The organism is Candidatus Xenohaliotis californiensis, assembly GCF_963930935.1.
Classification (GTDB): domain Bacteria; phylum Pseudomonadota; class Alphaproteobacteria; order Rickettsiales; family CAWVOK01; genus Xenohaliotis; species Xenohaliotis californiensis.
This window is the reverse complement of record NZ_CAWVOK010000034.1, coordinates 47,231-69,513: the sequence shown is the minus strand read 5'-3', so window position 1 is coordinate 69,513 and position 22,283 is coordinate 47,231. Positions and strand designations below refer to the sequence as shown.

The 22,283-nt window shown below is 31.9% G+C and carries 19 protein-coding genes; 13 read left to right on the top strand and 6 right to left on the bottom strand.

Annotated features, from left to right (window positions below; translation table 11 throughout):
• Positions 1-35: 35 nt before the first annotated feature.
• The 7 genes from gatA to plsX all read left to right on the top strand — a co-directional run bounded on the left by gatA (position 36) and on the right by plsX (position 7,778).
• Positions 36-1,514 carry an Asp-tRNA(Asn)/Glu-tRNA(Gln) amidotransferase subunit GatA gene (gene gatA, locus AABI72_RS04795; protein ID WP_338364948.1) on the top strand — a complete coding sequence of 493 codons (1,479 nt, stop codon included), beginning with the start codon at positions 36-38 and terminating at the stop codon, positions 1,512-1,514.
• Positions 1,515-1,695: 181 nt separating this feature from the next.
• Positions 1,696-3,615 carry a threonine--tRNA ligase gene (thrS, locus tag AABI72_RS04790; protein WP_338364946.1) on the top strand — a complete coding sequence of 640 codons (1,920 nt, stop codon included), beginning with the start codon at positions 1,696-1,698 and terminating at the stop codon, positions 3,613-3,615.
• A complete protein-coding gene (locus AABI72_RS04785; RefSeq protein WP_338364944.1) occupies positions 3,608-4,483 on the top strand; it encodes a 4-hydroxybenzoate octaprenyltransferase in 876 nt (291 codons plus the stop codon). Before thrS ends, AABI72_RS04785 begins: the two co-directional genes overlap by 8 nt.
• A gap of 8 nt (positions 4,484-4,491) precedes the next feature.
• Positions 4,492-5,787: a TolC family protein gene (locus tag AABI72_RS04780; RefSeq protein ID WP_338364942.1), complete on the top strand. Its 1,296-nt coding sequence runs from the start codon at positions 4,492-4,494 to the stop codon at positions 5,785-5,787.
• A gap of 146 nt (positions 5,788-5,933) precedes the next feature.
• A complete protein-coding gene (locus AABI72_RS04775) occupies positions 5,934-6,452 on the top strand; it encodes a DUF2497 domain-containing protein (RefSeq protein WP_338364940.1) in 519 nt (172 codons plus the stop codon).
• Between the two features lie 84 nt (positions 6,453-6,536).
• On the top strand, positions 6,537-6,743 hold the full coding sequence (rpmF, locus tag AABI72_RS04770) for a 50S ribosomal protein L32 (RefSeq protein WP_338364939.1): 207 nt from the start codon (positions 6,537-6,539) through the stop codon (positions 6,741-6,743).
• A 12-nt stretch (positions 6,744-6,755) separates the two neighbouring features.
• Positions 6,756-7,778 (top strand): phosphate acyltransferase PlsX, encoded by a 1,023-nt coding sequence (gene plsX / locus AABI72_RS04765; protein ID WP_338364937.1) that lies wholly within the window; start codon positions 6,756-6,758, stop codon positions 7,776-7,778.
• 172 nt (positions 7,779-7,950) lie between these two features.
• Here the strand turns inward: plsX and AABI72_RS04760 are convergent, their stop codons facing one another.
• Positions 7,951-9,432 carry a hypothetical protein gene (locus AABI72_RS04760; RefSeq protein ID WP_338364935.1) on the bottom strand — a complete coding sequence of 494 codons (1,482 nt, stop codon included), beginning with the start codon at positions 9,430-9,432 and terminating at the stop codon, positions 7,951-7,953.
• 154 nt (positions 9,433-9,586) lie between these two features.
• Here AABI72_RS04760 and nuoH point away from each other — a divergent pair, with 154 nt between their 5' ends.
• The 4 genes from nuoH to AABI72_RS04740 are packed head-to-tail and all read left to right on the top strand — an operon-like array spanning position 9,587 to position 12,091.
• On the top strand, positions 9,587-10,618 hold the full coding sequence (nuoH, locus tag AABI72_RS04755; protein ID WP_338364933.1) for an NADH-quinone oxidoreductase subunit NuoH: 1,032 nt from the start codon (positions 9,587-9,589) through the stop codon (positions 10,616-10,618).
• A gap of 60 nt (positions 10,619-10,678) precedes the next feature.
• Positions 10,679-11,470 carry a succinate dehydrogenase iron-sulfur subunit gene (locus AABI72_RS04750; RefSeq protein WP_338364932.1) on the top strand — a complete coding sequence of 264 codons (792 nt, stop codon included), beginning with the start codon at positions 10,679-10,681 and terminating at the stop codon, positions 11,468-11,470.
• On the top strand, positions 11,470-11,760 hold the full coding sequence (locus AABI72_RS04745; protein ID WP_338364929.1) for an HU family DNA-binding protein: 291 nt from the start codon (positions 11,470-11,472) through the stop codon (positions 11,758-11,760). Before AABI72_RS04750 ends, AABI72_RS04745 begins: the two co-directional genes overlap by 1 nt.
• Positions 11,747-12,091: a MerR family transcriptional regulator gene (locus AABI72_RS04740; protein WP_338364927.1), complete on the top strand. Its 345-nt coding sequence runs from the start codon at positions 11,747-11,749 to the stop codon at positions 12,089-12,091. Before AABI72_RS04745 ends, AABI72_RS04740 begins: the two co-directional genes overlap by 14 nt.
• Before the next feature lie 53 nt (positions 12,092-12,144).
• Here AABI72_RS04740 and AABI72_RS04735 read toward each other — a convergent pair whose 3' ends face one another.
• A complete protein-coding gene (locus AABI72_RS04735) occupies positions 12,145-13,116 on the bottom strand; it encodes a hypothetical protein (protein ID WP_338364925.1) in 972 nt (323 codons plus the stop codon).
• A 326-nt stretch (positions 13,117-13,442) separates the two neighbouring features.
• Here AABI72_RS04735 and gcvPB point away from each other — a divergent pair, with 326 nt between their 5' ends.
• Positions 13,443-14,915 carry an aminomethyl-transferring glycine dehydrogenase subunit GcvPB gene (gcvPB, locus tag AABI72_RS04730; protein WP_338364923.1) on the top strand — a complete coding sequence of 491 codons (1,473 nt, stop codon included), beginning with the start codon at positions 13,443-13,445 and terminating at the stop codon, positions 14,913-14,915.
• Between the two features lie 35 nt (positions 14,916-14,950).
• Here gcvPB and AABI72_RS04725 read toward each other — a convergent pair whose 3' ends face one another.
• The 4 genes from AABI72_RS04725 to miaB all read right to left on the bottom strand — a co-directional run bounded on the left by AABI72_RS04725 (position 14,951) and on the right by miaB (position 19,989).
• Positions 14,951-15,532 carry a TIGR02281 family clan AA aspartic protease gene (locus tag AABI72_RS04725; protein ID WP_338364921.1) on the bottom strand — a complete coding sequence of 194 codons (582 nt, stop codon included), beginning with the start codon at positions 15,530-15,532 and terminating at the stop codon, positions 14,951-14,953.
• Positions 15,525-16,730 carry a hypothetical protein gene (locus AABI72_RS04720; RefSeq protein ID WP_338364919.1) on the bottom strand — a complete coding sequence of 402 codons (1,206 nt, stop codon included), beginning with the start codon at positions 16,728-16,730 and terminating at the stop codon, positions 15,525-15,527. Before AABI72_RS04720 ends, AABI72_RS04725 begins: the two co-directional genes overlap by 8 nt.
• A gap of 59 nt (positions 16,731-16,789) precedes the next feature.
• Positions 16,790-18,580 carry an ABC transporter ATP-binding protein gene (locus AABI72_RS04715; RefSeq protein ID WP_338364917.1) on the bottom strand — a complete coding sequence of 597 codons (1,791 nt, stop codon included), beginning with the start codon at positions 18,578-18,580 and terminating at the stop codon, positions 16,790-16,792.
• An 80-nt stretch (positions 18,581-18,660) separates the two neighbouring features.
• Positions 18,661-19,989 carry a tRNA (N6-isopentenyl adenosine(37)-C2)-methylthiotransferase MiaB gene (gene miaB / locus AABI72_RS04710; protein WP_338364915.1) on the bottom strand — a complete coding sequence of 443 codons (1,329 nt, stop codon included), beginning with the start codon at positions 19,987-19,989 and terminating at the stop codon, positions 18,661-18,663.
• Between the two features lie 272 nt (positions 19,990-20,261).
• On the opposite strand from miaB, the gene AABI72_RS04705 reads away from it, so the two are divergent.
• The gene (locus tag AABI72_RS04705) at positions 20,262-22,124 is read left to right on the top strand and encodes a hypothetical protein (protein WP_338364913.1); all 1,863 of its coding nucleotides are present in this window, start codon (positions 20,262-20,264) and stop codon (positions 22,122-22,124) included.
• The last annotated feature ends 159 nt before the right edge of the window (positions 22,125-22,283 follow it).

The following is a 22,283-nucleotide window of genomic DNA, read 5'->3' as shown; positions in this document are numbered from 1 at the left end:
ATAGTACTTATATTAAGTAAATTATCTTAGAATGTATGAAGCTATGTCATCTTGGTGTTAAGGAAACTATTTTAGGCTTAAAAAATAAAGATTTTTCTGCAACAGAGCTAGCTGAAAATCAGCTAGCTATTGCACAAAGAAATGAACATAATGCCTTTGTCTACCTTGACATTGAGAAAACAATGAAGCAAGCTAAAAATACAGATGAGAGAATAGCAAATGGCAAAATGCTACCTCTTGATGGTGTTTTAGTTGGAGTAAAAGATCTATTCTGCACAAAAAATATTAAAACTACTGCATGCTCAAAAACATTAGAAGGATTCATTCCTCCTTATGAGTCAACCACAACTCAAAGACTGTGGAATTATGGTGCAATATTTGCTGGAAAAATGAATATGGATGAATTTGCCATGGGCTCTACAACTGAGCACTCCATATTTGGTCGCACTATTAATCCATGGTCAAAACTAACTGGAATTAAAATAGTACCAGGTGGATCATCTGGTGGCTCAGCTGCTGCAGTCTCAAATTTTAGTGTACCAGTAGCACTTGGCAGTGATACTGGTGGCTCAGTAAGACAGCCATCATCTCTGTGTGGTATAGTTGGCTTAAAGCCTACATATGGAAGATGCTCAAGATGGGGAATGATTGCATTTGGTAGTTCACTGGATTGCCCAGGAATTTTATCACGTAGCGTTGAAGATGTAGCAATAGTGCTTGGCGCTATTGCTGGCTTTGACCATAAAGACTCAACCTCATTCAACGTTAAAATAGATGATTACTTGTGCAATATAGACAATGGTGTTAAAGGGTTGAAAATAGGCATGCCAAAACAGTATTTTCAAGACATGAAATTAAATGCAGAAATAGACACAGCAATAAATAAAGCAATAAAAATATTATCAGATAATGGTGCTATAATAAAAGAAGTTAGCATACCAAATATTACAAATTCTCTATTAATATACTATATTACTTCTGCAGTTGAGGCTATCTCCAATCTAGCAAGATATGATGGAATTAGATATGGCACAATATCAGATACAAAAAATATTAAATCTATAGATGAGCTCTATACTCACACCAGAACTAAAAATTTTGGCCGTGAGGTGCGGCATAGGCTTTTATTAGGTGGCATGATTCTTAGATCGGAGCTTAAAACCAAAAAATATAAGCGTGCTCAGGCAGTACGACAAATTTTAGCACAAGACTTCCATAATGTATTTAAAGAGGTTGATTGCATAATTTCACCAACAGCACCCACACCAGCATTTGGCATTGCTGATCAAATGGATGAACTTACTATATATCAAGGTGATTTACTAACAACACCAGCAAATATGGCTTGCCTACCTGCTATATCAATCCCTGTGGCTCTTACAAAAAACAACCGACCTCTTGGGTTGCAAATAATGGCAAAACACTTTAATGAAAAAATTATATTACAAGTTGCTAAAAATATTGAAAATTTTATTGATTTTAATAAAATATCTAAAAAGTCATTAAATCCTTGAAAATAAATAAATGTTTATTATATTAATAAATAATATCAACAATAATTTAATAAAAAATTTAAGAACCCATCCAAAACCCCTTAATACCACCCGAACATACATATTACTGTATTAAAATTTCAGCTACTGCCTGTTATCACAACATGAATTAAGCTTAAAAAAATTAAAATAGGATCATAAAATGATAAACATTGAACTAAAGGATGGGAAAATTACCACCAAGTCTGGAATAAATGGTGCTGATATTGCATTATCTATAAGTAAATCACTTGCAAAAAAAGCTGTAGCTATAGCTATCAATGGTGAAATAAGTAGCTTGCTGAAACCAATATATTCAGATGCAAAAATCCATATAATTACTGAAGATGACTCGGAAGCACTTAAAATTATGCGACACAGCACTGCTCATGTTATGGCAGAAGCTGTATTAAAATTATTCTCTAATGCAAAATTAGCTATTGGACCAACCATAAAAGATGGTTTCTACTATGATTTTGATATGCCTTATACATTAGAGCCAAATGACTTGCTAAAAATAGAAAATGAAATGCATAAGATAATATCTAAAAATGAAGCTATAAAACCTAAAATAATATCTAAAAATGAAGCTGTGCAGCTATTTACAGAAAAAAATGCAACCTACAAATTAGAAATCATCAAAAACCTAAATCCAGAAGAGCAAATCAGTCTTTTTACACAAGGTGAATTTTTTGATCTCTGCAAGGGGCCACACCTACCTAGCACAGGGGGAATTAAAGCATTTAAATTACTTAAGCTAGCTGGTGCTTATTGGCAAGGAGATCACAACAAGCCAATGCTTCAGAGAATATATGGTACTGCATGGTTTAGTCAAAAAAAACTTGATTCATACTTAAAATTCCTTGAGGAAGTGGTTAAAAGAGATCATAGAAAACTAGGAATAGCATTAGACTTATTCCATTTCCAAGAAGATGCAGTTGGTCAAGTATTTTGGCACACTAAGGGTTATACTATTTATAAAACCATAGAATCTTATATAAGACAAAAATTAATAGCAAACAACTATGAAGAAGTAAAAACACCAATCATTGTAAATAAACATTTATGGGAGAAATCGGGTCATTGGGAAAAATTCCAAGAACACATGCTACTCACCAAGTCAGAAAAAGCTGATATGGCACTAAAACCAATGAATTGCCCATGCCATGTGCAAATCTTCAATCACAAAACTGTAAGCTATCGTGATTTGCCAATCAGAATGGCAGAGTTTGGCACATGCCACAGAAATGAACCATCAGGATCACTACATGGACTTATGCGTGTCAGAGGTTTTGTGCAAGATGATGCACATATATTTTGCACCATGGAACAAATGAATAGTGAAATAAAAAACTTTTGTGACTTGCTGCTTGAAGTATATAAAGATTTTGGTTTTCACAAAGTGCATATCAAATTTGCTGATAGACCTGAAAAAAGAGCTGGAAGCAATGATACGTGGAATAAAGCAGAGGATGCATTACGCAATACTATAGACAAAATGAATCTAGAGTATACTATTAACAAAGGTGAAGGTGCTTTCTATGGACCAAAGTTAGAATTTGTACTTAAAGATGCACTAGATAGAGATTGGCAGTGTGGTACACTGCAAGTTGATTTGGTACTTCCTGAAAGATTAAATGCTTATTATGTAAATGAAAAAGGTGAGAAACAACATCCTATTATGCTACACCGTGCTATTTTAGGTACGTTTGAAAGATTTATTGGCATTCTTCTGGAAGAACATTCAGGTAAAATGCCATTATGGCTTGCACCATTGCAAATTGCAGTGCTGACCATAACAAATGAATCTGAGCAGTATGCACAAGAAATACACCAAAAACTTATAGATCAAGGTTTGCACAGTGCTATTGATACATCAGCAAATAAAATTAATTATAAAATCAGAAAATATATAATGGAAAAGGTACCATTGTTATTAATAATTGGGGAAAAAGAAAAAAAAGAGCATAATATATCATATCGTATATTGGGATCTGATAAAACCACCACTAAAAACATTGATGAATTTATCAAAAATGTAACTAACTGCATAACACATAAAAAATATAATATAAATGATTAATATCCAAGCCATAGTTAAAAACAAATATGCTAGACTTACCAGAATACACAGCTTAACTGGCGTTTTTCTGATAGCTTCACCATGCTGGCTAGGTGTAGCAATAGCATTTGAAAGCACTAAACAATATTTATATTGGAATTTAATGTTTACAATTGGTGCACTAATAATGAGACCAGCATGCTGTATAATAAATGATTTATGTGATATTAATATTGATGGCAAAGTAGAACGAACAAAAAAAAGACCATTAGCTGCAAAGGAAATAAACAAAATAGAAGCTTGCACATTAGCTGCAGTGCTTCTGTTTATTGGATTATTAGTATTTCTAAAGTTAAACCAATTATCGCAAATTATTGCCATGATTGGTTTTTTACTTTCATGTATTTATCCATTAAGCAAACGATTTATGAAATTACCAGAAATATTCTTAGGTTTTACTATAAGCATTGGTGTATTAGTTGGTTTTACTGCAGTAACCAACAAAATAACCCCCATGTCTCTTGCAATGTATTGTGCATGCTCAATGTGGCAAGCAGGCATTGGTGCAATATATGGTCAACAAGATGCTAAAGATGACAAAATAATAGGAGTAAACTCAGCAGCAACAAAAATAACAGAATCATTTGAAAAATTCATCTACAACCTTTATAGCATGTTCTTATTAACTGTTATATTATTGGGAATTGCTATGAAGTTAAATTATATCTTCTATTTATCTTGCATAATTGTTGCTTATATGCTATATGTGCAAGCTTTATGCACCAACCTTAAGTCATCTAAGGAGTGTGCAAAATCTTTTAAAATGAGCCCAATAATTGCCATTATATTATCAATTGGTTTTTATATAGGAAAAATTTATAAAAAATAGGATAGATCATGTTAAAAAAGCTAACACTAACAGCCATATTACTCAGCTATTTTGTTAATGCACATGCTTACTGCATCAATGATGCATTGTTGGATGCATATCAAAATAACAGCAAATTTAAATCTGCATATGCTAATTATAAACAAACTGTTGTAGAAGCAGAAAAAGGAATTTATCAAATGCTACCAAATGCTTCAATATCAGCCACTAGCAATTATATTGACTTTAGACAAGGATTTGAGAAAACAAATTCAATAAACTTTAATGCAAACTACTCAATACCACTTGGTGGTGGCAAAGTTCATGAATTAAAAGCATCAAAAGCATTAAAAGAATTTGCAGAAGCTACTCTCGTACAGGCTGAAGCCGAAACTTTATTAAATGCTGCACTAGCTTATATACAATATATCAAGGCCTACAAAACTTACGAAATTAGCACTGATACCTTAAATTTAATGCTAAAACACTATGACATTGCACAACAAAAATCTGAGCTAGGTAAATTAAATAAGGTAGACCTAGCTAAAGCCAAGCAACAATTAGCTGCTTCAAAAGCAGATACAATTAAAACAAAAAACAAATTATCAGAAGCTGAGGCAGTTTATATACACATTATAGGCGTTAATCCAAACAAATCAATCAAACCACCAACAAACCTGCCGCCAATGCCATTATCATATAATGAAGCAGTTGATATTGCTCAACACAACAGTGTATCTGTGAGAATTGCTAAATCAAATGAATTATTGGCAAGATATAAACTATACTCAGCCAAATCATCTGTGCTGCCAACTCTTAATTTATCTTTTAATCTAAAACAAAATATTGATAGTTTTAAAAGCAGTGGTGTGCCACCTATTACCTCATCATCTGTTATGGCATCTTTAGATGTCCCAATTTTCCAAAATGGCTTTCAAGGGTATGCACAAATTAAACAGGCCAAACTAAACTCTAGTAAAGCATTTCATAATCATATAGAGGCAGTAAGTGATATGAAAGAAAAAGTTAAGTCAAACACAGATGGAGTGCAAATAAATAAAGCATTTATTGAAGCAGCTGAAGAGTCTCTTTCTGCAGCACAAACTACCAGAGATGCAGTAGCAGAGTCATATGAATTACAATACAATACCGTAACTGACTTGCTAAAATCTGAAAGAGATTTGCTGTCAGAAAAACTAAACTTACTAAATGCAAACACAGAATATTTTCTATCTGCATACAGATTATTATCATCATGTGGATTATTAACCTTTGAGAGGCTTGGCATAGTAACAACAAATGACAAAACAAACACTAATAGCTAACTACTGTTTAAATTACTGGTTAGGTAAAATGCAAATAATTACTGCACAAATAAACCAATAATTTTGTGTCTTTGTGCAGATCTTTTGCTTTACTTATAGATTTTTGCCACGTATTATAAAAATAAATATTGCTAAAATATTAAAACATGGCTGATATTTTTAAAAGCATACGCAGTACAGTACCTGCTAATAACCAAAAAAATTCTGGCTCAGATATTCTTGAACTAACTGAGCCAGTTAGTGGCATTAAGCAGCAATCTACAGGCAATCACAATGATAGCAACATAAATGATTCTAGTATAGATAATATTTTTTATGATGATAATCAAATCAGTCATAATGATATGGTCAATAGCTATCAGCAAACAGCAGGCAACAGATCTAGTATTGCTAAAAACCATCCTAAATCTAATGCAAATTCTTCTAATGATAGCTCTATCATATCAACCAATAGTGCAAAAGAAACGGTAAATGAAATAGGCAGTCTTTTGCGCACCATAAACAATAAGCGCAATAAAAAGATCCATAAAGGTACTACAATTGAAGATCTTGTCATTGAAGCTATTAAGCCATATTTAGCTAATTGGATAAATGATAATCTGCCAGATTTAGTGAAAAATATTGTTGAAAAAGAGATAAAAAAACTAATTCTAGAAGGTCTATAGAGCATACTATGCTTAACATTTTGTTGACTTATCTAAAAAAAAAAATAAAATATTGCTATAGCTTAATTCATAATATATTTGTTTATGGCCGTACCAAAACGAAAAACATCTAAATCAAAACGTAATATGCGCAGAGCAAATAAAGGATTAAAACCTGTATTTTATGGATTTAACAGTACTACAGGTGAAATAACTTTACCTCACCGTGTATCATTAGATGGCTATTACAAAGGATGGCAAATTATTTCTAAAAATAAAAATACAGATGATGAAAATGGGGATAGCCAGTAGTATGGCTTTTTAATGCATAGTAAAATAAAATTATCTATAGATGTCATGGGAGGTGATTATGGTGCATTGCCTATTATTGAAGGAGCTGACATTTTCTTAAAAAATCACAATGATGTATTTTTTAATTTTTATGGGGAAATTAACACTATAAATAAAGCTCTTTCTCAATTTCCCATTCTTGCACAATCTAGTGTTACAATACCTACAACAAACATTGTGCCAAATGATGTAAAGCCAAGCTCAGTATTACGCTCATATGCAGATTCTAGCATGCGACTAGCCTTAAATGCTGCCAAAAATGGAGAAACAGATGGTATAGTCTCACCAGGAAACACTGGTGCATTAATGGTGATGGCCAAAGCATTTATTGGCACATTAAAAAATATTGACAGACCGGCCATGGCAGCAGTAATACCATCTCTAAAAAAACCATTCATTATACTAGATGTTGGTGCAAACATAACATGTGATGCTGAAGTAATGTCGCAACTTGCTATCATGGGTAATTCATATGCTAAAATTGTATTAAATAAACAATTACCATCAATTGCCTTGCTGAACATAGGTTCAGAAGCTGCAAAAGGAAAACCAGAAATAAAGCGTGCAGCGCAAATGCTGAAAAACGAAGTAAACAAGTTAAATTTTATGGGATATATAGAGCCTAACAATATATTTTTAGGTGATATAGATGTTGTAGTTACAGATGGTTTTTCTGGAAACATCACTATAAAAACCATGGAAGGAGTTGCTCATTTCCTAAAAAACACCATTGTACAAGAAGAGTCTAGAGCATCTTTACGTACAAAAATAGGGCTTTACATGGCCAAAAACCTGTTTAAGAAATTGAATAGCAAAGCAGATCACAGAATATTTAATGGTGGCCTATTATTAGGCATAGACAATATTGTAGTAAAAAGCCATGGCTCAGCTGATGCATTTGCTTCTAGTCATGCAATATTAACTGCATATAATGCAATTAAACACCAAGTAAATCAAAAAATATCTACTGAAATTGAAAAATTTATCTTTGAATAACAAAATGAAGGAACTAGCTAACTCTTTATATCATGTTTGAGCTATATTTTATAAACAAGCACAATCTATTGTGATAATCAAAATTTTAGCTCTAATATTACACTGTAGTTCAGGCTATAATAATAGCATCACTATAAACTTTTATTAATAAACTATATTACATTGATCAATGCTATATCCCACTATATCTATTTATAGATCTTTTGCTAAATTCAATATCTAAATCAACACCTCTATCACCCTTGTCAAGATTGTAACTTTGCAATTCTCTACTAGATTCTCTGTAAATACCTTCAGTCAACCTAGATAAAGAAGATTTCATTCTAGCAGAGCAAATACGCCCAATATCATTTGCTGAACCAATCAACTCATCAGAATGAGCAAAAATACACAATGCATCTTTAATAAAGATCCTAGACATATCACTGTCTACATTATTCAAAAACATTTTATACACTAGCTCATCAGTGATGATGTCTATTCTGGTCATCATATCTATGTCTAGATCTAAATTCTTAACATCCATATAACTTAAAATAGGAGATCTACTTAAGCATCTAGGAGTAACAGCACCACTCTCAATATTAGAGATAATCTGTATATTCAAATCAAATATTTCATCTCTTATGGCACAAATATCAAAACTCTCAAACTTAGATAAAACACTCTGATATGCACGAATTTGCTCTCTATACAATTCATGCTTCATTTGCATTGTGCCAGCATTATCAGTATTCATAGCATGCAAATCACTGGACCAAGCTACTCCCATAATTGCTGAACATAAATTACTGTAATATGATGCTAATTCAGCTAACCTCATTCTAACAGACATAATTCTGTCATAAAGCTTGACACTACCAGAACCCTGAAAATTATGCTCAAACTGATCATACAGAGAATCTAAACAATCTATTAAAGTCTTTAAACCAGTAAGAGATTTCTTAATAGCTGATTCTTCCCATAGTTTTGAATCTATTGGGATGCTATGTTGCAACATCTCACTTTCAACCAAGCTGGCAAATTTACCAAACACACAAGAAGTTGCCTCAGAAACACTTTGTTGCATATGATGCCTAGTCTCAAGAATATTTCTGTACATTAATGGTAGCAAATTATTAGAAATATTTAATACATTTTCCTTAATAAAATTAAAATTTCTAAATAAAGGACTTAAACTGCTATCATGCTCATTCCATTTAATAGAGCTTAAATAACAATACAATCTAGCATTAAGACTCAATAAAATCTTTTCTGCTGCACCTACATCATTATGACTAAAATCTGGCAATGTATCACACTTATTTATTAATGCATTATATCTAATATTAGCATAGTCAAATGGCAGTGATGATGATGAAATTACATTGTTTGACATCTTAATTATGTCTAACATTTGCATAGTTGCAGATTGATAGTTAATCATTTGCCTAACTAAATAAATACCATTTCTAAGATCATTTCTTATGGATGAATCATATGTTGACAAATTTTCATAAAGAAAAATATAAAAATCCCTTAACAATATTAATTGCTTTACAGCTTGCTTATTCCAATTTTTACTACCATATGATTCATCTAGCACAATACCATAATTTAATGCTTGATTATTTAGCATATGCAGAAAAAAATTCTTACTATTTGCTATTGACACTACTAAAATCTAAATTCAACAATTAGACAAATATTAAAATAAAATAATGAAAAGTTTTTTAACCAATAAAATTTTTAGAAAAAATAATCCATTGCTTGAAAATAAAAAATAATCTTAGAAAATAATATGAGAGTAATAATATATTTGCCATAAAATGCATAATGTTCTTCTAACGCTTCTACAAATTATAGCACTATTAGCAATTGTTCTAATTTGTGTAGCATATTTAATATATGCAGAACGCAAAATAATAGGGTTTATGCAACTAAGGGTTGGACCTAATATTGTTGGTCCATTTGGACTTTTGCAACCAATTGCTGATGCAATTAAATTAGCCACTAAACAATTTATTATACCAGCCAATATAAAAAAATTTGGTTTTATAATAGCACCTATAATAACCTTTTGGTTGTCTTTGGCTGGATGGGCTGTAATACCATTTGATATTACAATGCAAAAATATAGTTATAAGGCATATGCAGTAGCAGACATCAACGTTGGAGTGCTTTACTTAATGGCCAGTTCATCTCTAGGGGTTTATGGTATAATAGTTGCTGGATGGGCCAGTAATTCTAAATATTCCTTCTTAGGTGGGATGCGTGCTGCTGCACAAATGATATCTTATGAACTGTTAATGAGCACAACTATATCATCCACTATACTTTGTGCTGGCAGTTTGAACTTGGCAGAAATAGTAGAACATAATCAAATGTTACCTATTTGGATAAAACTTGCATTACTCCCAATGGCAGTAATATTTTTTATAACCATCTTAGCAGAAACCAAAAGACATCCTTTTGACCTACCAGAAGCTGAATCAGAGCTAATGGCAGGTTATACCATTGAATATTCATCTATGCCATTCGGCATGTTTTTTCTAGGTGAATATGCCAACATGATATTAACTAGCACAACTATGGCTTTACTGTTCCTAGGTGGATGGTATCCACCTTGCAATATAAAATTTTTATATAATATTCCTGGTATTGTATGGCTATCACTCAAAGTGGCCATAATTCTTTTCTGTTTTATTTGGATAAGAGCTGCTCTGCCTAGGTATAGGTATGATCAACTAATGAAATTATGTTGGAAAAAATTACTACCAATTGCTTTTATTTGGTTAATAATCTTGTCATTTATGCTTTTATACACAGGAAAACTTCCTGTAACCATAACACAGGGTTGACATTTGACAAAAATTATGCAACATCAGTTAATTATCAATAATGGTTATTCTGCAGTATAAATGGTTAAATTTTTTTTACCCAAAGAATCGAAAATACAAGGAAAGAAAGTTGTTAATACCGCAGCTATTAATGCTAAAAAACCAAAAGTTATTGAAATTTATAGATGGAGCCCTGATTCCAAGGACAGTCCACACATATATTTATACAATATTGATATGGACAAATGTAGCCCTATGGTCTTAGATGTACTAGATAAAATTAAGGCTGAGATAGATCCAACACTAGCATTCCGTAAATCCTGCAGGGAAGGTATTTGTGGATCATGCGCAGTCAACATTAATGGCAGAAATAGACTAGCATGCATAACACCAGTATCTACATTTAAAGAAAATATAAAGATACTGCCCTTACCACACCTTGAAGTTATAAGAGATTTAATTCCTGATCTAACTCATTTCTATGCTCAGTATGCAATGATCAAACCATGGATACAATCTGAAACACCAACAGAAAGAAATAAAGAACAACTACAAAGCCCAGAAGATAGGAAAAAACTTGATGGATTGTATGAGTGTATTTTATGTGCTTGCTGTTCAACAAGTTGTCCAAGCTATTGGTGGAAAAGCGAAAAATACTTAGGACCATCTGCTCTGCTTAATGCATATAGATGGATAGCAGATAGTAGAGATGAAAACAGAAAAGAAAGGTTAGATAGCTTAAATGATGCCTTTAGATTATTTAGATGCTATGGTATTATGAACTGTGTTGAAGCTTGCCCTAAAAACTTACACCCAGCAAAAGCCATATCAAACATTAAGAAACTACTTCTCCAACAACATTACATACCATAATGAGTGGCTCACGTAAAAAGCTAGCCAAAGCTCTGTCAAAAACTACAGGAGTGCCAATGAATATGGCTATAAAATTTATCAATGTAACTCTACAGGAAATAATTAATGAAACTATGCATTCTGGCAAGCTGAATATCAAAAATTTTGGTACATTCAAATATAAAACAGCACCAGAAAAAAAAGTTGTAAACCTAAGCACTATGGAAAAAATAAAAATGCAAGCACGTAAAACAATTGCATTCAAACCATCTAAAACACTTCACAGATATATAAATAATGGTCAAAATTAAAGAAAAAATGTTTTATACTATTGGCGAAGTGGAGCAAATAACAGAAATAAAACAACATGTAATACGCTCTTGGGAAAAAAAAATACCATCTTTAGCACCAATGCGCCACAACAATAGACGTCTTTATAGCAAAAAAATACTGCAAATATTACAAAATGCTAAAGATATGATAAAAAATCATGGATATAAAGTATCATCAATTGAAATGGCTCTTAACAAAAATTTACAGGAAAAATCAAGTATAGCAGCCATTGATAGTACTATTAATGATCTAAGACAAATCTTAGAAAACATAGAAAGTGCTATATCAAAACTTGAAGAGCTAGAATAGTGTATAGTAGATAAGCAGCAAAACTGCTTTATCTACTAATAAAGTATATTAAATTAAACTATATTTAATAATGTAAATGCAATGCTAAGAGAATTTTCTTCATGCAATGAATTAACAGTACTAAAAGGCTCTAAAGAAAAACATACATCTTGATGCATATCTATTCCATCTATAACGGGCTCATTGTGTACAGCCATAATTTCCACTCTATTTATGTCATGCATATAATAACTATCCTTAACATCAAAAGAATCTAGTGAAGCATGTACATGTACATCACTGTCTTTATGGCAAAAAATATTTGCAATGTAAATCTTTCCATCGCTAAAATTAACTCTAGTTAATGCTATATCATCATCAAGATTGGCTATGCTAGTAAAAATAAAGTTACTCCTATGATCTAATGACACTGACCCAGTTTCCATAAACTTTTCACACCCACCATCAATGCCTTGAGAAAATAAAAACTTTGTACCAGATTCACTAGGTTCATTTGCATCAAGCATATGCATTATGCAATCATCCACTGGCTCTGATATTGATGCCGTAGAAGCTTTGTTAAAATAATTGCCAAGAAATATATAATTTGGCTGATTATAATTTACATCTGTTGATGCTGTGTCTGTTGTAGTAGCATCTGGTGTTAATACATCAGTGGGATTAGAATTAATACTGCCACCTGTATCTATTACTGGTTCATGATGCCTAATATCAGTTGCATCTGTTAATGCTGCCATTGTAGTAGCATCTGGTGTTAATACATCAGTGGGATTAGAATTAATACTGCCACCTGTATCTATTACTGGTTCATGATGCCTAATATCAGTTGCATCTGTTGATGCTGTGTCTGTTGTAGTAGCATCTGGTGTTAATACAACAGTGGGATGAAGATATGGTTTAGCAATAGGCTTAACATTTGGTACAGAATTAAAACCACTATCTGCTGTATCATCATTGTCTTCACCAAGATTATACAGTAAGGATTTAGCATGTTTTGAGTGGTCATTAGAATGATCATTAAACATTTTACTACCATTTATAATTATAAATAGCTGACGTAATCATAACGTCAGTGTATAAAATTATAGCATATGCTAAAAATTAATTCTATATAGTGATTAATGTTTATAATTAATGTATATACAGCACTATAAACACAATAGAGAGAATACATAAAAAATAATAAATAATTACTATATAACAGAGTCTTTTATGCAACGCTATTAACAAATAATTAAAAACAAAATAATTTATAAATATACTTAATTAAATAACAACACAATGCATTTCTTGACAAAAAAAAAGAATGAGTAATACTTAATGGCATATTAGGCATGATGTACTTAATTATATGAGCAAACAACATCCACTTTTATATAATGAAAAAATTATATATGACTATAATAAAAAAGGCTCTGTTGGTGTAGATCTGCCAGAAACAAAAAATGTCAAAACACGCACTGGATTGCCGGCAAGAAAAAATATTGGGTTACCAGAATTAAGTGAGCCAGAAATCATAAAACATTTTACAAGATTATCAAAGCTAAATTATAGCATAGACACAGGCATATACCCACTAGGCTCATGCACAATGAAATACAACCCAAAATTTAATGATAAAATAGCTAATATGGCAGAATTCACAGATATACACCCACTACAAGATGAATCATCTGTTCAAGGTGCGCTTGAGGCTATGTATATAATGCAAAAATATCTAGCAGAACTTAGTGGATTACCACATGTCACATTATCACCTGCAGCTGGTGCTCATGGAGAGCTTGCTGGGTTGAAAGTCATACAAAAAGCACATCAAAATGCAGGAAGGGAAAAAATGACTGTTATCATACCAGATAGTGCACATGGCACAAATCCTGCAACTGCTGCTATGTGTGGGTATAGCATAACAACAATAAAATCTAATAAAAATGGCATGGTTGATGTAGAAATATTAAGCAATGCAATAAATGCTAACACAGCAGCAGTAATGCTAACAGTTCCAAGTACATGTGGTGTATTTGATGCAGATATACTACAAATTAGCAATATAATAAAAAAAGCTGGAGCATATCTTTACTGTGATGGAGCAAATTTTAATGCTATGGTTGGCAAAATAAAACCAGCAGATTTTGGCACTGATGTTATGCACTTTAACCTCCATAAAACATTCTCAACTCCACATGGTGGTGGCGGTCCAGGCTGTGGCCCATTAGCAGTCTCAGAAGAATTAAAAAATTTTCTTCCCATACCATATGTAGTAAAAAAACTAAGAAAATATTCACTAGTAACTAAAAAGAAAAATTCTGCTGGCCGTTTAAAAGCATTCCATGGACATTTTACAGTCATTGTACGTGCCTTAGCATATATAATGTCCTGTGGACTAGATGGCTTAAAACAAGTTTCTGAAGATGCCTTATTAAATGCAAACTATATACTATACAAACTACAGAAACACTATCATGTTCCATTTGGCAAAACATGTGCACATGAATGCTTAATAACAGATGCAAAACAAAGAAAATATGGAATTACAGCAAACCATATTGCAAAAACACTTATACAAAATGGCATACACCCAATGACAATCTATTTCCCACTAATTGTTAATGGTGCAATGCTAATAGAGCCAACTGAAACAGAAAACAAAGAGTCACTTGATAATTTTATTGCTACAATGATCAAAATAGCAAAACAAGCAGAAATGGGAGAAAAAGAAAATCTGCTAATTAATCCAACAAACACTCCTGTGCAAGCTGTTAATGAAACACTTGCAGCACGCAATCCAAAAATAGTCAGAGAATTGACATGCCTAGCAACAGAATAACTGCAAAACTATCTCAAAAAAATCATCAGCACTACTTACTGTGATAAAATAATTTTCTCATTACTAATATGAATGTTAAATCTTTCTAAAACACTCATACCCATCAATGAAATGCTGCTTGGGCTTTCATTAATAGAAACCTTTACATCCTTTAATACAAAATCACCTATTCTCATCATTGGTATTACTGCTGGTGCAGCCCTAGTTGTCCCTGATGCTGTTTCATAATCTTCAGTAAAATGCAAACTACTTAATGAAACACCTAAGCGAATAGCATCATCAGGAGTTATTGCAATTCCTGATGCACCAGTATCCACAATAAATTTAATTTTAACCCTTCCTACAAATGCATCTATATAAAAATGTCCATCATTTGCTTTATAATACACTGCTTCTCTTAAAGTATGGTAGCCTTTAGATGGGGAAATAGCAGCTACCAATGAATTATTCAGCACACTACTCTTATGAACGTAAAGTATTATTGATAGAAAAATAATAACCAACCATGCAGCAGCATAACTAAGTGTCTTTTTATTAAACCTCAACCACAATTTAAAAGTAAAAAAATAATAAAGAGTAACTGCAACCACTGATACAATAATAATTATTTTATTCATTCCGATTATTTCTTCTTATTTTTTGTGTATTTTTATCCACATCAATATACTCACCTTTTGACAAAACTTCATTAGGATATTTATCACTATAAAAATCATGTTTTGCAGCATTATTATATCTATTTGTAGCAACATGCATTTTTCTTTCTCTTAGTCTACCAATCTCTTTAGCAGAATCTCTTGGCTTATCTCTAACACTATGCACAGACAGATCTGCTGCTCTTTTATCATATGAGGCACCATAAGAATCTACTCTTGTTCTATTTCTAGATTCCATGGCAGCTGAATCTGCTGTTTTATTACCATACAGCTCTTCATTAATATAGCGCAATTCTTCATCAGAAGGAGACTCTAAATCACTTAATTGTATTCTCGTAATTGCATTATATCTTGCCTTATTATCTGGCTGCATAGCAGAATACATATTAGCAAAATTCTCTGCAACATATAGTTGTGTTGAATAAGGACCAAAAAATGCCGAGACATCATTCATAGCATTGTATTTTTCAGAAATGTATATGATTAGCCATCCAATCAGTGGTATCAAAAGCAATGGAGTATAAAATATAAACCTAGCTATATTGGTGCGTAATTTATCAACATGTGCAACATCACTGACTCTGTCATAAATATGCCTGTATGCAAATTCACTAGCTAAACGAGATTTAACATATGGCTTAATAAAATCAATTCTACTTGCTTTAAAAGTTAACACAGGTGTACCTGTTTCAAGCTCACGTTGTTTTGCACCAAGATACAAAAATGAGGCACTTTTTTCCATCTTATGCAAAAGTTTTTTATAACCAGTGAAATCAAACCCTGGCATATTAGCAATATACTTACCAGGAACAATCTTTGGCATAGATCTTTTATTTTTATAGTACAATAATGATAACCTGATCATTCCTTGATGCCTTATCCAACGAAACTCAAAATTATTGTAATGCCTAGGACTAAGAATTCGTTCATTAAGTGTACGTAAAAATCCAGAAGTCAAAAGATTCATCTTGATATCTGCCCTAGACAAGTGTATATCTCCTGTTGTACGATAACCATCACTAGCACATAATGCATGTATCAGGGCATCATTTACTATATTTGGCACTCTGTTGGCTGTGCCCTTAGTGTAATGCTTTAATGAATCCCAAACTGAAACTGAGTGACTACTATAATCTTTTATGGGTTGCACCCTTGCCATATAATTATATATATTTTCAATCTAATAATAAACTATAATAAATCTTTATTAAGAATAGATTACAGTATAAATCCATTATTATGTGTATGCCAAAGCAAAGAATAGTGTGAGTTATATGAAAGCAAACCAGAATGTGTACCATCTTCTACAATTTTACCATTGTTAAACACCAATATACGATCAAGCTTAGTAACTGTACTAAGCCTATGTGCTACAACAATAACTGTCTTATCTATCATCAAGTCACTTATAATATTTCTAATTTTCATCTCAGTTACATAATCCAAGGCTGAAGTTGCCTCATCTAATATTAATATAGGTGCATTATGTATAATTGCTCTAGCTATGCCGATAAGCTGCTTTTGTCCACCTGATAAATTGGTTGCCACATCACTTATCAAGCTATTATAGCCATACTCAGTATTCATAATAAAATCATGACAACAAGCTTTCTTAGTAGCCATCAGCATATCATCATAGGTAGCATTAGGATTGGCACACATTATATTTTCTGCAATGCTACGATTAAATAATGTTACATTTTGTGGAACAACAGCTATATTACTAGACAATGATCCAATACTAACACTAGCAATATCCTGATCATCTATTTTTATCTTTCCAGCATTAAGACAATAAAATCTTTGCAGTAAATTTATAAATGTACTCTTCCCACTCCCTGAAGATCCAACCAATCCTATAGTAGTCTTGGGCTCTATTACAACATTTAAGTTATCAAAAACATTTCTACCCTTTAGATATCCAAAATTAACATCAGTAAAAGATATAGCACCATTAGTAACAATAAGATTCTTCCCACCTTCTTTATCTAAATGATCTGATGCTGAAGTCTTAAAAACACTTAATGCTTGCTGCAAAATACCAAAATTACGAAAAAAAAATGGCATTTCTAATACAAGCCACCATGCCAACATTATCATGTTTGTTGCTATATTAAATACAAACACTACATCACCAATGCTCATAAATCCTTTTTTCCAACCAAACAGTGAAATTATTAACATTCCACCATACTCAAAAGAAGTTAAAACACCCAAGACCATTTTTGTCTTTTCTGTATGGTTAATAACCTTATTATGACTTGCATACTCTTTCTTCTGGTATTTAGCAATATAAGAAGACTCATAGCTATTACGTGCAAACATTTTCACATTAAAAATATTATGCATGCTGTCTGTTATAACGCCCTGCAACTTGCTAACATCATATGCATGCATTCCAGCATGATTCATACACTGTTTAGTAAAAAACAATGTTACTGATATATGTAAAACAAACCATCCCAAAAAAAACAATGCTAAATAATAACTTATAGAACCAAACATAAACAATGAAACTAGTGCAGTGCAAAATACTGGCACCACAACCTCTATCATAGTGCTTAATATCTCATCACAACTACGTGGCATATCGTTAATTCTGCTTGCTATGGATCCAGTAGAGTTATTAATAAAATAACTCATTGGATAACGCTGAAGCCACACGGTTGATTTCATACGCATATCAGCCTGAAAAGCAGGCATTATCTTAGCCTCTATAAAACCTTTAATTCTATAAGAAATCTCTAGCATAAAAGATAGGAACACTACAAAACCAATATTCCAAACAACAGAAAAAAAAACATCATTTTTGTCAGTAGTGCATAATTCTATTTTATCTATAATTATTTTAAATAAATATGGAACCACTGTTCTGTCAACTACGCTAGCTAAGAAGCATATAAACATTAAGGCAAAATATAATCTATATGGTCTGATAAAATAGAGTAAAAAAGCTAAAGCATTTAGTGGTGGAGGGGAATTAGAGTGTAAATTTTTATCATTAATCATCAAGCAAACTGTTAATAGTTAAATATATTATAAAATATTAAATAAGTTAAGTATATATAGTAATATAAAATTCTACACAACTAAACTCCATGTATGATCGCATCAAGACTATTTTGATATGCCTTAGTAACACTAACCTTGACCACATCACCTAATCTACAATTTTTATTGTTGGCATTAATAATTCTTGTAGTCTGAAAGTATGGTGTTTTGCCTAACATGCAATTCTGATTTTTTGCATCATTTGATAAACAAAGAATATCTAATGATCTGCCAATCATTTTATTATTAAAAGCAATCTGCTTATCGTTTAAAACTTTCTGCAATATCTTCAACCTCTCATCTTTAATATGCTCTGGTACTTGATTGTCAAAATCAGCACCAGGTGTTCCTGGGCGTGGACTATATTTAAAGCTAAAACACTGAATAAAGTCAACACACTCAACTAATTTCATTGTCATAGCAAAATCTATATCACTCTCACCTGGAAAGCCAACTATAATATCAGAGCTAAATTTTATATCTGGATTACACTCACACAGTTTATATATAACTTGCATGTATGTATCATAATTATATCTTCTATTCATATGCTTTAAGACTGCATCAGAGCCAGATTGTACTGGAAGATGCAAAAATGGCATAAGTTTTGATTCATTTCTATGTGCATCATACAATTCACTATGCATATCAACTGGATGAGAAGTAACATATCTAATTCTTTTTATCTCTTTAATCCTAGCAATTTTTGATATCAACCACCCTAATGACTGTGCCTCCCCATTCTCATCTAAACCATGATATGCATTAACATTTTGACCTAACAAAATAATCTCACTTGCACCATGTCGTGCTAGACTTACAGCCTCCATGTATACATCCATAACAGGACGTGAGTATTCTGAACCACGTGTATATGGAACCACGCAAAAAGAACAAAATTTATCACAACCTTCTTGAATAGCTAAAAATGCAGATATAGTACTGGGTATGGCATCTTGCTCAATGTAATCAAATTTAGGATCTACAGAAAAATCCAAAGCCATATTATTATCCTTTGCTTTTATTAAGCTTGGTATTTGATGTATATTTCTAGGACCTACCACAAAGTCTACAAATGGCATTCTAGTAAAAACAAGCTCACCTTCTGCTTGAGCAACACATCCAGCCAGCACAATTATTGCACCAAACTTTTTAACCATTTTAATGCGACCAAGCTCTGAGTAGACTTTTTCAGTTGCCTTTTTGCGAATATGGCAAGTATTAACAACAATTAAGTCTGCTTCTGCAAGGCTGTCACACATTTCATAGCCTTCTTGTTTCATAATATTGCCTATTACCATAGAATCATATACATTCATCTGGCAACCATATGTCTTCACATAAAACTTTTTAAGTTTTTCTGCCATAATCATTCATTGGCCAAATATAAAAAATAAAATAAATAGATAATTATAATGCAATTAAATAATTTGTGCTATAGAAATATTATTCTGCTCTAAATATCTCAAATAATGAGTATAACAGCACGTTTCAAAAAATAAATAAGAGTATAGACAAATTAATAAATAATTATAAATACACTAATATGTTTTTTAGAAGTAAAAAATGTTTGCAGAAATTTTACATATAGTTAAAATAAACTTTAATTAGTAAATATTAATATAATTTGGTAGACATAATGCCAGAGGTCATCAGTCCATTATTAACTATAGTTTCATTAGATTCTGTTGAAAAAATAAATAAAATGTATAAAAAAGTACATAATAAATTATCTAACAGTATAAAACAAGGTGTAAATGATCAAGAATTAGAAAAAATTCTTTTAGAGAAAAGTAGATATTTCTACCATGGAATATTGTTTATGGACTATCTTAATGAAACAAGTGTAGATAGCATTGAAACAATGTGGAAAAAAGCTGAAAATTATCAGCATGCACAAAATAATCATCGTAAATTTGCAGAAAAAATACAAGAAATTTTAGAGAAAAATTTAGACAGTGATCAACTATGGGCTGTGCGTGCATTACTTGCCAGTAAAAGCAATCCTAAAAAAGAGTATAGAGATACTGAAGAAAATGACGCACTTATGTTGCTCAATATTACAGTTAAAGATCTTACTACCATAAACCATAAAAGACCTTGTGTGGCACTTGAAGAAAAAAACAGGATGAATATAGATCTTGTATTAGCATTACTTAGCAATATGGAAGATACTAGGCATACTGATACAAAGCTTGCAAAAGAAGATGGTGACCTTGATAAGGAAGGGTATATTAAACTTGCAAAAAGTCGTTTACTGCCAATGCTGCAATCCATTAATCACAGTGCAGGTGAAAAAGGGAAGAAGGCATTAGTTAATATTCCTGGCATAGGTGCAGGAATATTTGCAGGAGATAGAAAACGCGAAAATAGCATCAAAGAACTACTAGCAAAAAAAGTAATCCCTGAGTTGTTACAAGAAAATAACTTCCCAAACATAAGAATGGTAATTTTTGATCCATTTGATATGCCAAAAAAACCGGAACAAGAAAGGTTGGATACTAATAATATTGATTATCGTATAGTTTTATCAAAAAATGAAAATTTTTCAGCATACAATAAATCTGACTATATTAGGTTGTTTAATTTCCGTGATGAAAAAGATTGTGTAGTTGTCTTAGCAGGAGCATGCAATGCTTCTATTTTTGGTCATAATGGGCTTTCACAAAATGATAAAACAGATGAATCTAGTAAAGTATCTGGAACAAACATGCTAGAAAAACTAGCAAATTATCTTCAAATTGAAGAAATCAGCAAAAATTCAAATTATACTTTATCAACCAGAGGAAAACCAAAATTTGTGTATGTAGATAAAAGAGGTAATCAAATTGCACTAGATGAAAATAATTATATAGGCAAATTGGTACATGCAGAATTATCATCCAGAATAGAAGTATGGGAAAAAGGTGTGGAAATACCTGTAATTCGAGACTTTAGAGACAGTGCAGTTCAAGATATGCAAATAGAGTTGCACAGAATAAACAAAAATAATACACAAACACAAGATATAAGTGATAGTGCAGAGGATAATTCTGAAGAAAAATCACCTACTAGTACTGCAATAACTGACAACCAAGAAGACTCATCATCTAGCAAAAATACTGAAAATTTGAAATATCATGAAAATACTGAACTAAATGAAGAAATAGATGGGGAAAAAACAGAAAATGTTACCAAAGAAAATGTGAGTAATACTGCTGCAGATGTTACTGGATCTGCTGCAGATCAAATGAAAACAGATACTACTATACAAGAGGGACCTGAAGAAGTAATACAAGATGCAAACGATAGTGCAGAGGATAATTCTGAAGAAAAATCACATACTAGTACTGCAATAACTGACAACGAAAGAGACTCATCATCTAGCAAAAATACTGAAAATTTGAAATATCATGAAAATACTATACAAGAGAGACTTGAAGAAGTAATACAAGATGCAAACGATAGTGCAGAGGATAATTCTGAAGAAAAATCACCTACTAGTACTGCAATAACTGGATAGTGCAGAGGATAATTCTGAAGAAAAATCACCTACTAGTACTGCAATAACTGACAACCAAAGAGACTCAGCAGCACATAAAGAGGAATGGCATGATGCCCTTGAAAACATCTCTACAGTAACTACTTTAGATACAAAAAAATCTGGTAATATAAATATTGC

Bases quoted from the DNA above. Each gene is read 5' to 3' on its own strand.
- gatA (WP_338364948.1), top strand. From the start codon at position 36: ATGAAGCTATGTCATCTTGGTGTTAAGGAAACTATTTTAGGCTTAAAA.
- thrS (WP_338364946.1), top strand. From the start codon at position 1,696: ATGATAAACATTGAACTAAAGGATGGGAAAATTACCACCAAGTCTGGA.
- AABI72_RS04785 (WP_338364944.1), top strand. From the start codon at position 3,608: ATGATTAATATCCAAGCCATAGTTAAAAACAAATATGCTAGACTTACC.
- AABI72_RS04780 (WP_338364942.1), top strand. From the start codon at position 4,492: ATGTTAAAAAAGCTAACACTAACAGCCATATTACTCAGCTATTTTGTT.
- AABI72_RS04775 (WP_338364940.1), top strand. From the start codon at position 5,934: ATGGCTGATATTTTTAAAAGCATACGCAGTACAGTACCTGCTAATAAC.
- rpmF (WP_338364939.1), top strand. From the start codon at position 6,537: ATGGCCGTACCAAAACGAAAAACATCTAAATCAAAACGTAATATGCGC.
- plsX (WP_338364937.1), top strand. From the start codon at position 6,756: ATGCATAGTAAAATAAAATTATCTATAGATGTCATGGGAGGTGATTAT.
- nuoH (WP_338364933.1), top strand. From the start codon at position 9,587: ATGCATAATGTTCTTCTAACGCTTCTACAAATTATAGCACTATTAGCA.
- AABI72_RS04750 (WP_338364932.1), top strand. From the start codon at position 10,679: ATGGTTAAATTTTTTTTACCCAAAGAATCGAAAATACAAGGAAAGAAA.
- AABI72_RS04745 (WP_338364929.1), top strand. From the start codon at position 11,470: ATGAGTGGCTCACGTAAAAAGCTAGCCAAAGCTCTGTCAAAAACTACA.
- AABI72_RS04740 (WP_338364927.1), top strand. From the start codon at position 11,747: ATGGTCAAAATTAAAGAAAAAATGTTTTATACTATTGGCGAAGTGGAG.
- AABI72_RS04735 (WP_338364925.1), bottom strand. From the start codon at position 13,116: ATGTTTAATGATCATTCTAATGACCACTCAAAACATGCTAAATCCTTA.
- gcvPB (WP_338364923.1), top strand. From the start codon at position 13,443: ATGAGCAAACAACATCCACTTTTATATAATGAAAAAATTATATATGAC.
- AABI72_RS04725 (WP_338364921.1), bottom strand. From the start codon at position 15,532: ATGAATAAAATAATTATTATTGTATCAGTGGTTGCAGTTACTCTTTAT.
- AABI72_RS04720 (WP_338364919.1), bottom strand. From the start codon at position 16,730: ATGGCAAGGGTGCAACCCATAAAAGATTATAGTAGTCACTCAGTTTCA.
- AABI72_RS04715 (WP_338364917.1), bottom strand. From the start codon at position 18,580: ATGATTAATGATAAAAATTTACACTCTAATTCCCCTCCACCACTAAAT.
- miaB (WP_338364915.1), bottom strand. From the start codon at position 19,989: ATGGCAGAAAAACTTAAAAAGTTTTATGTGAAGACATATGGTTGCCAG.
- AABI72_RS04705 (WP_338364913.1), top strand. From the start codon at position 20,262: ATGCCAGAGGTCATCAGTCCATTATTAACTATAGTTTCATTAGATTCT.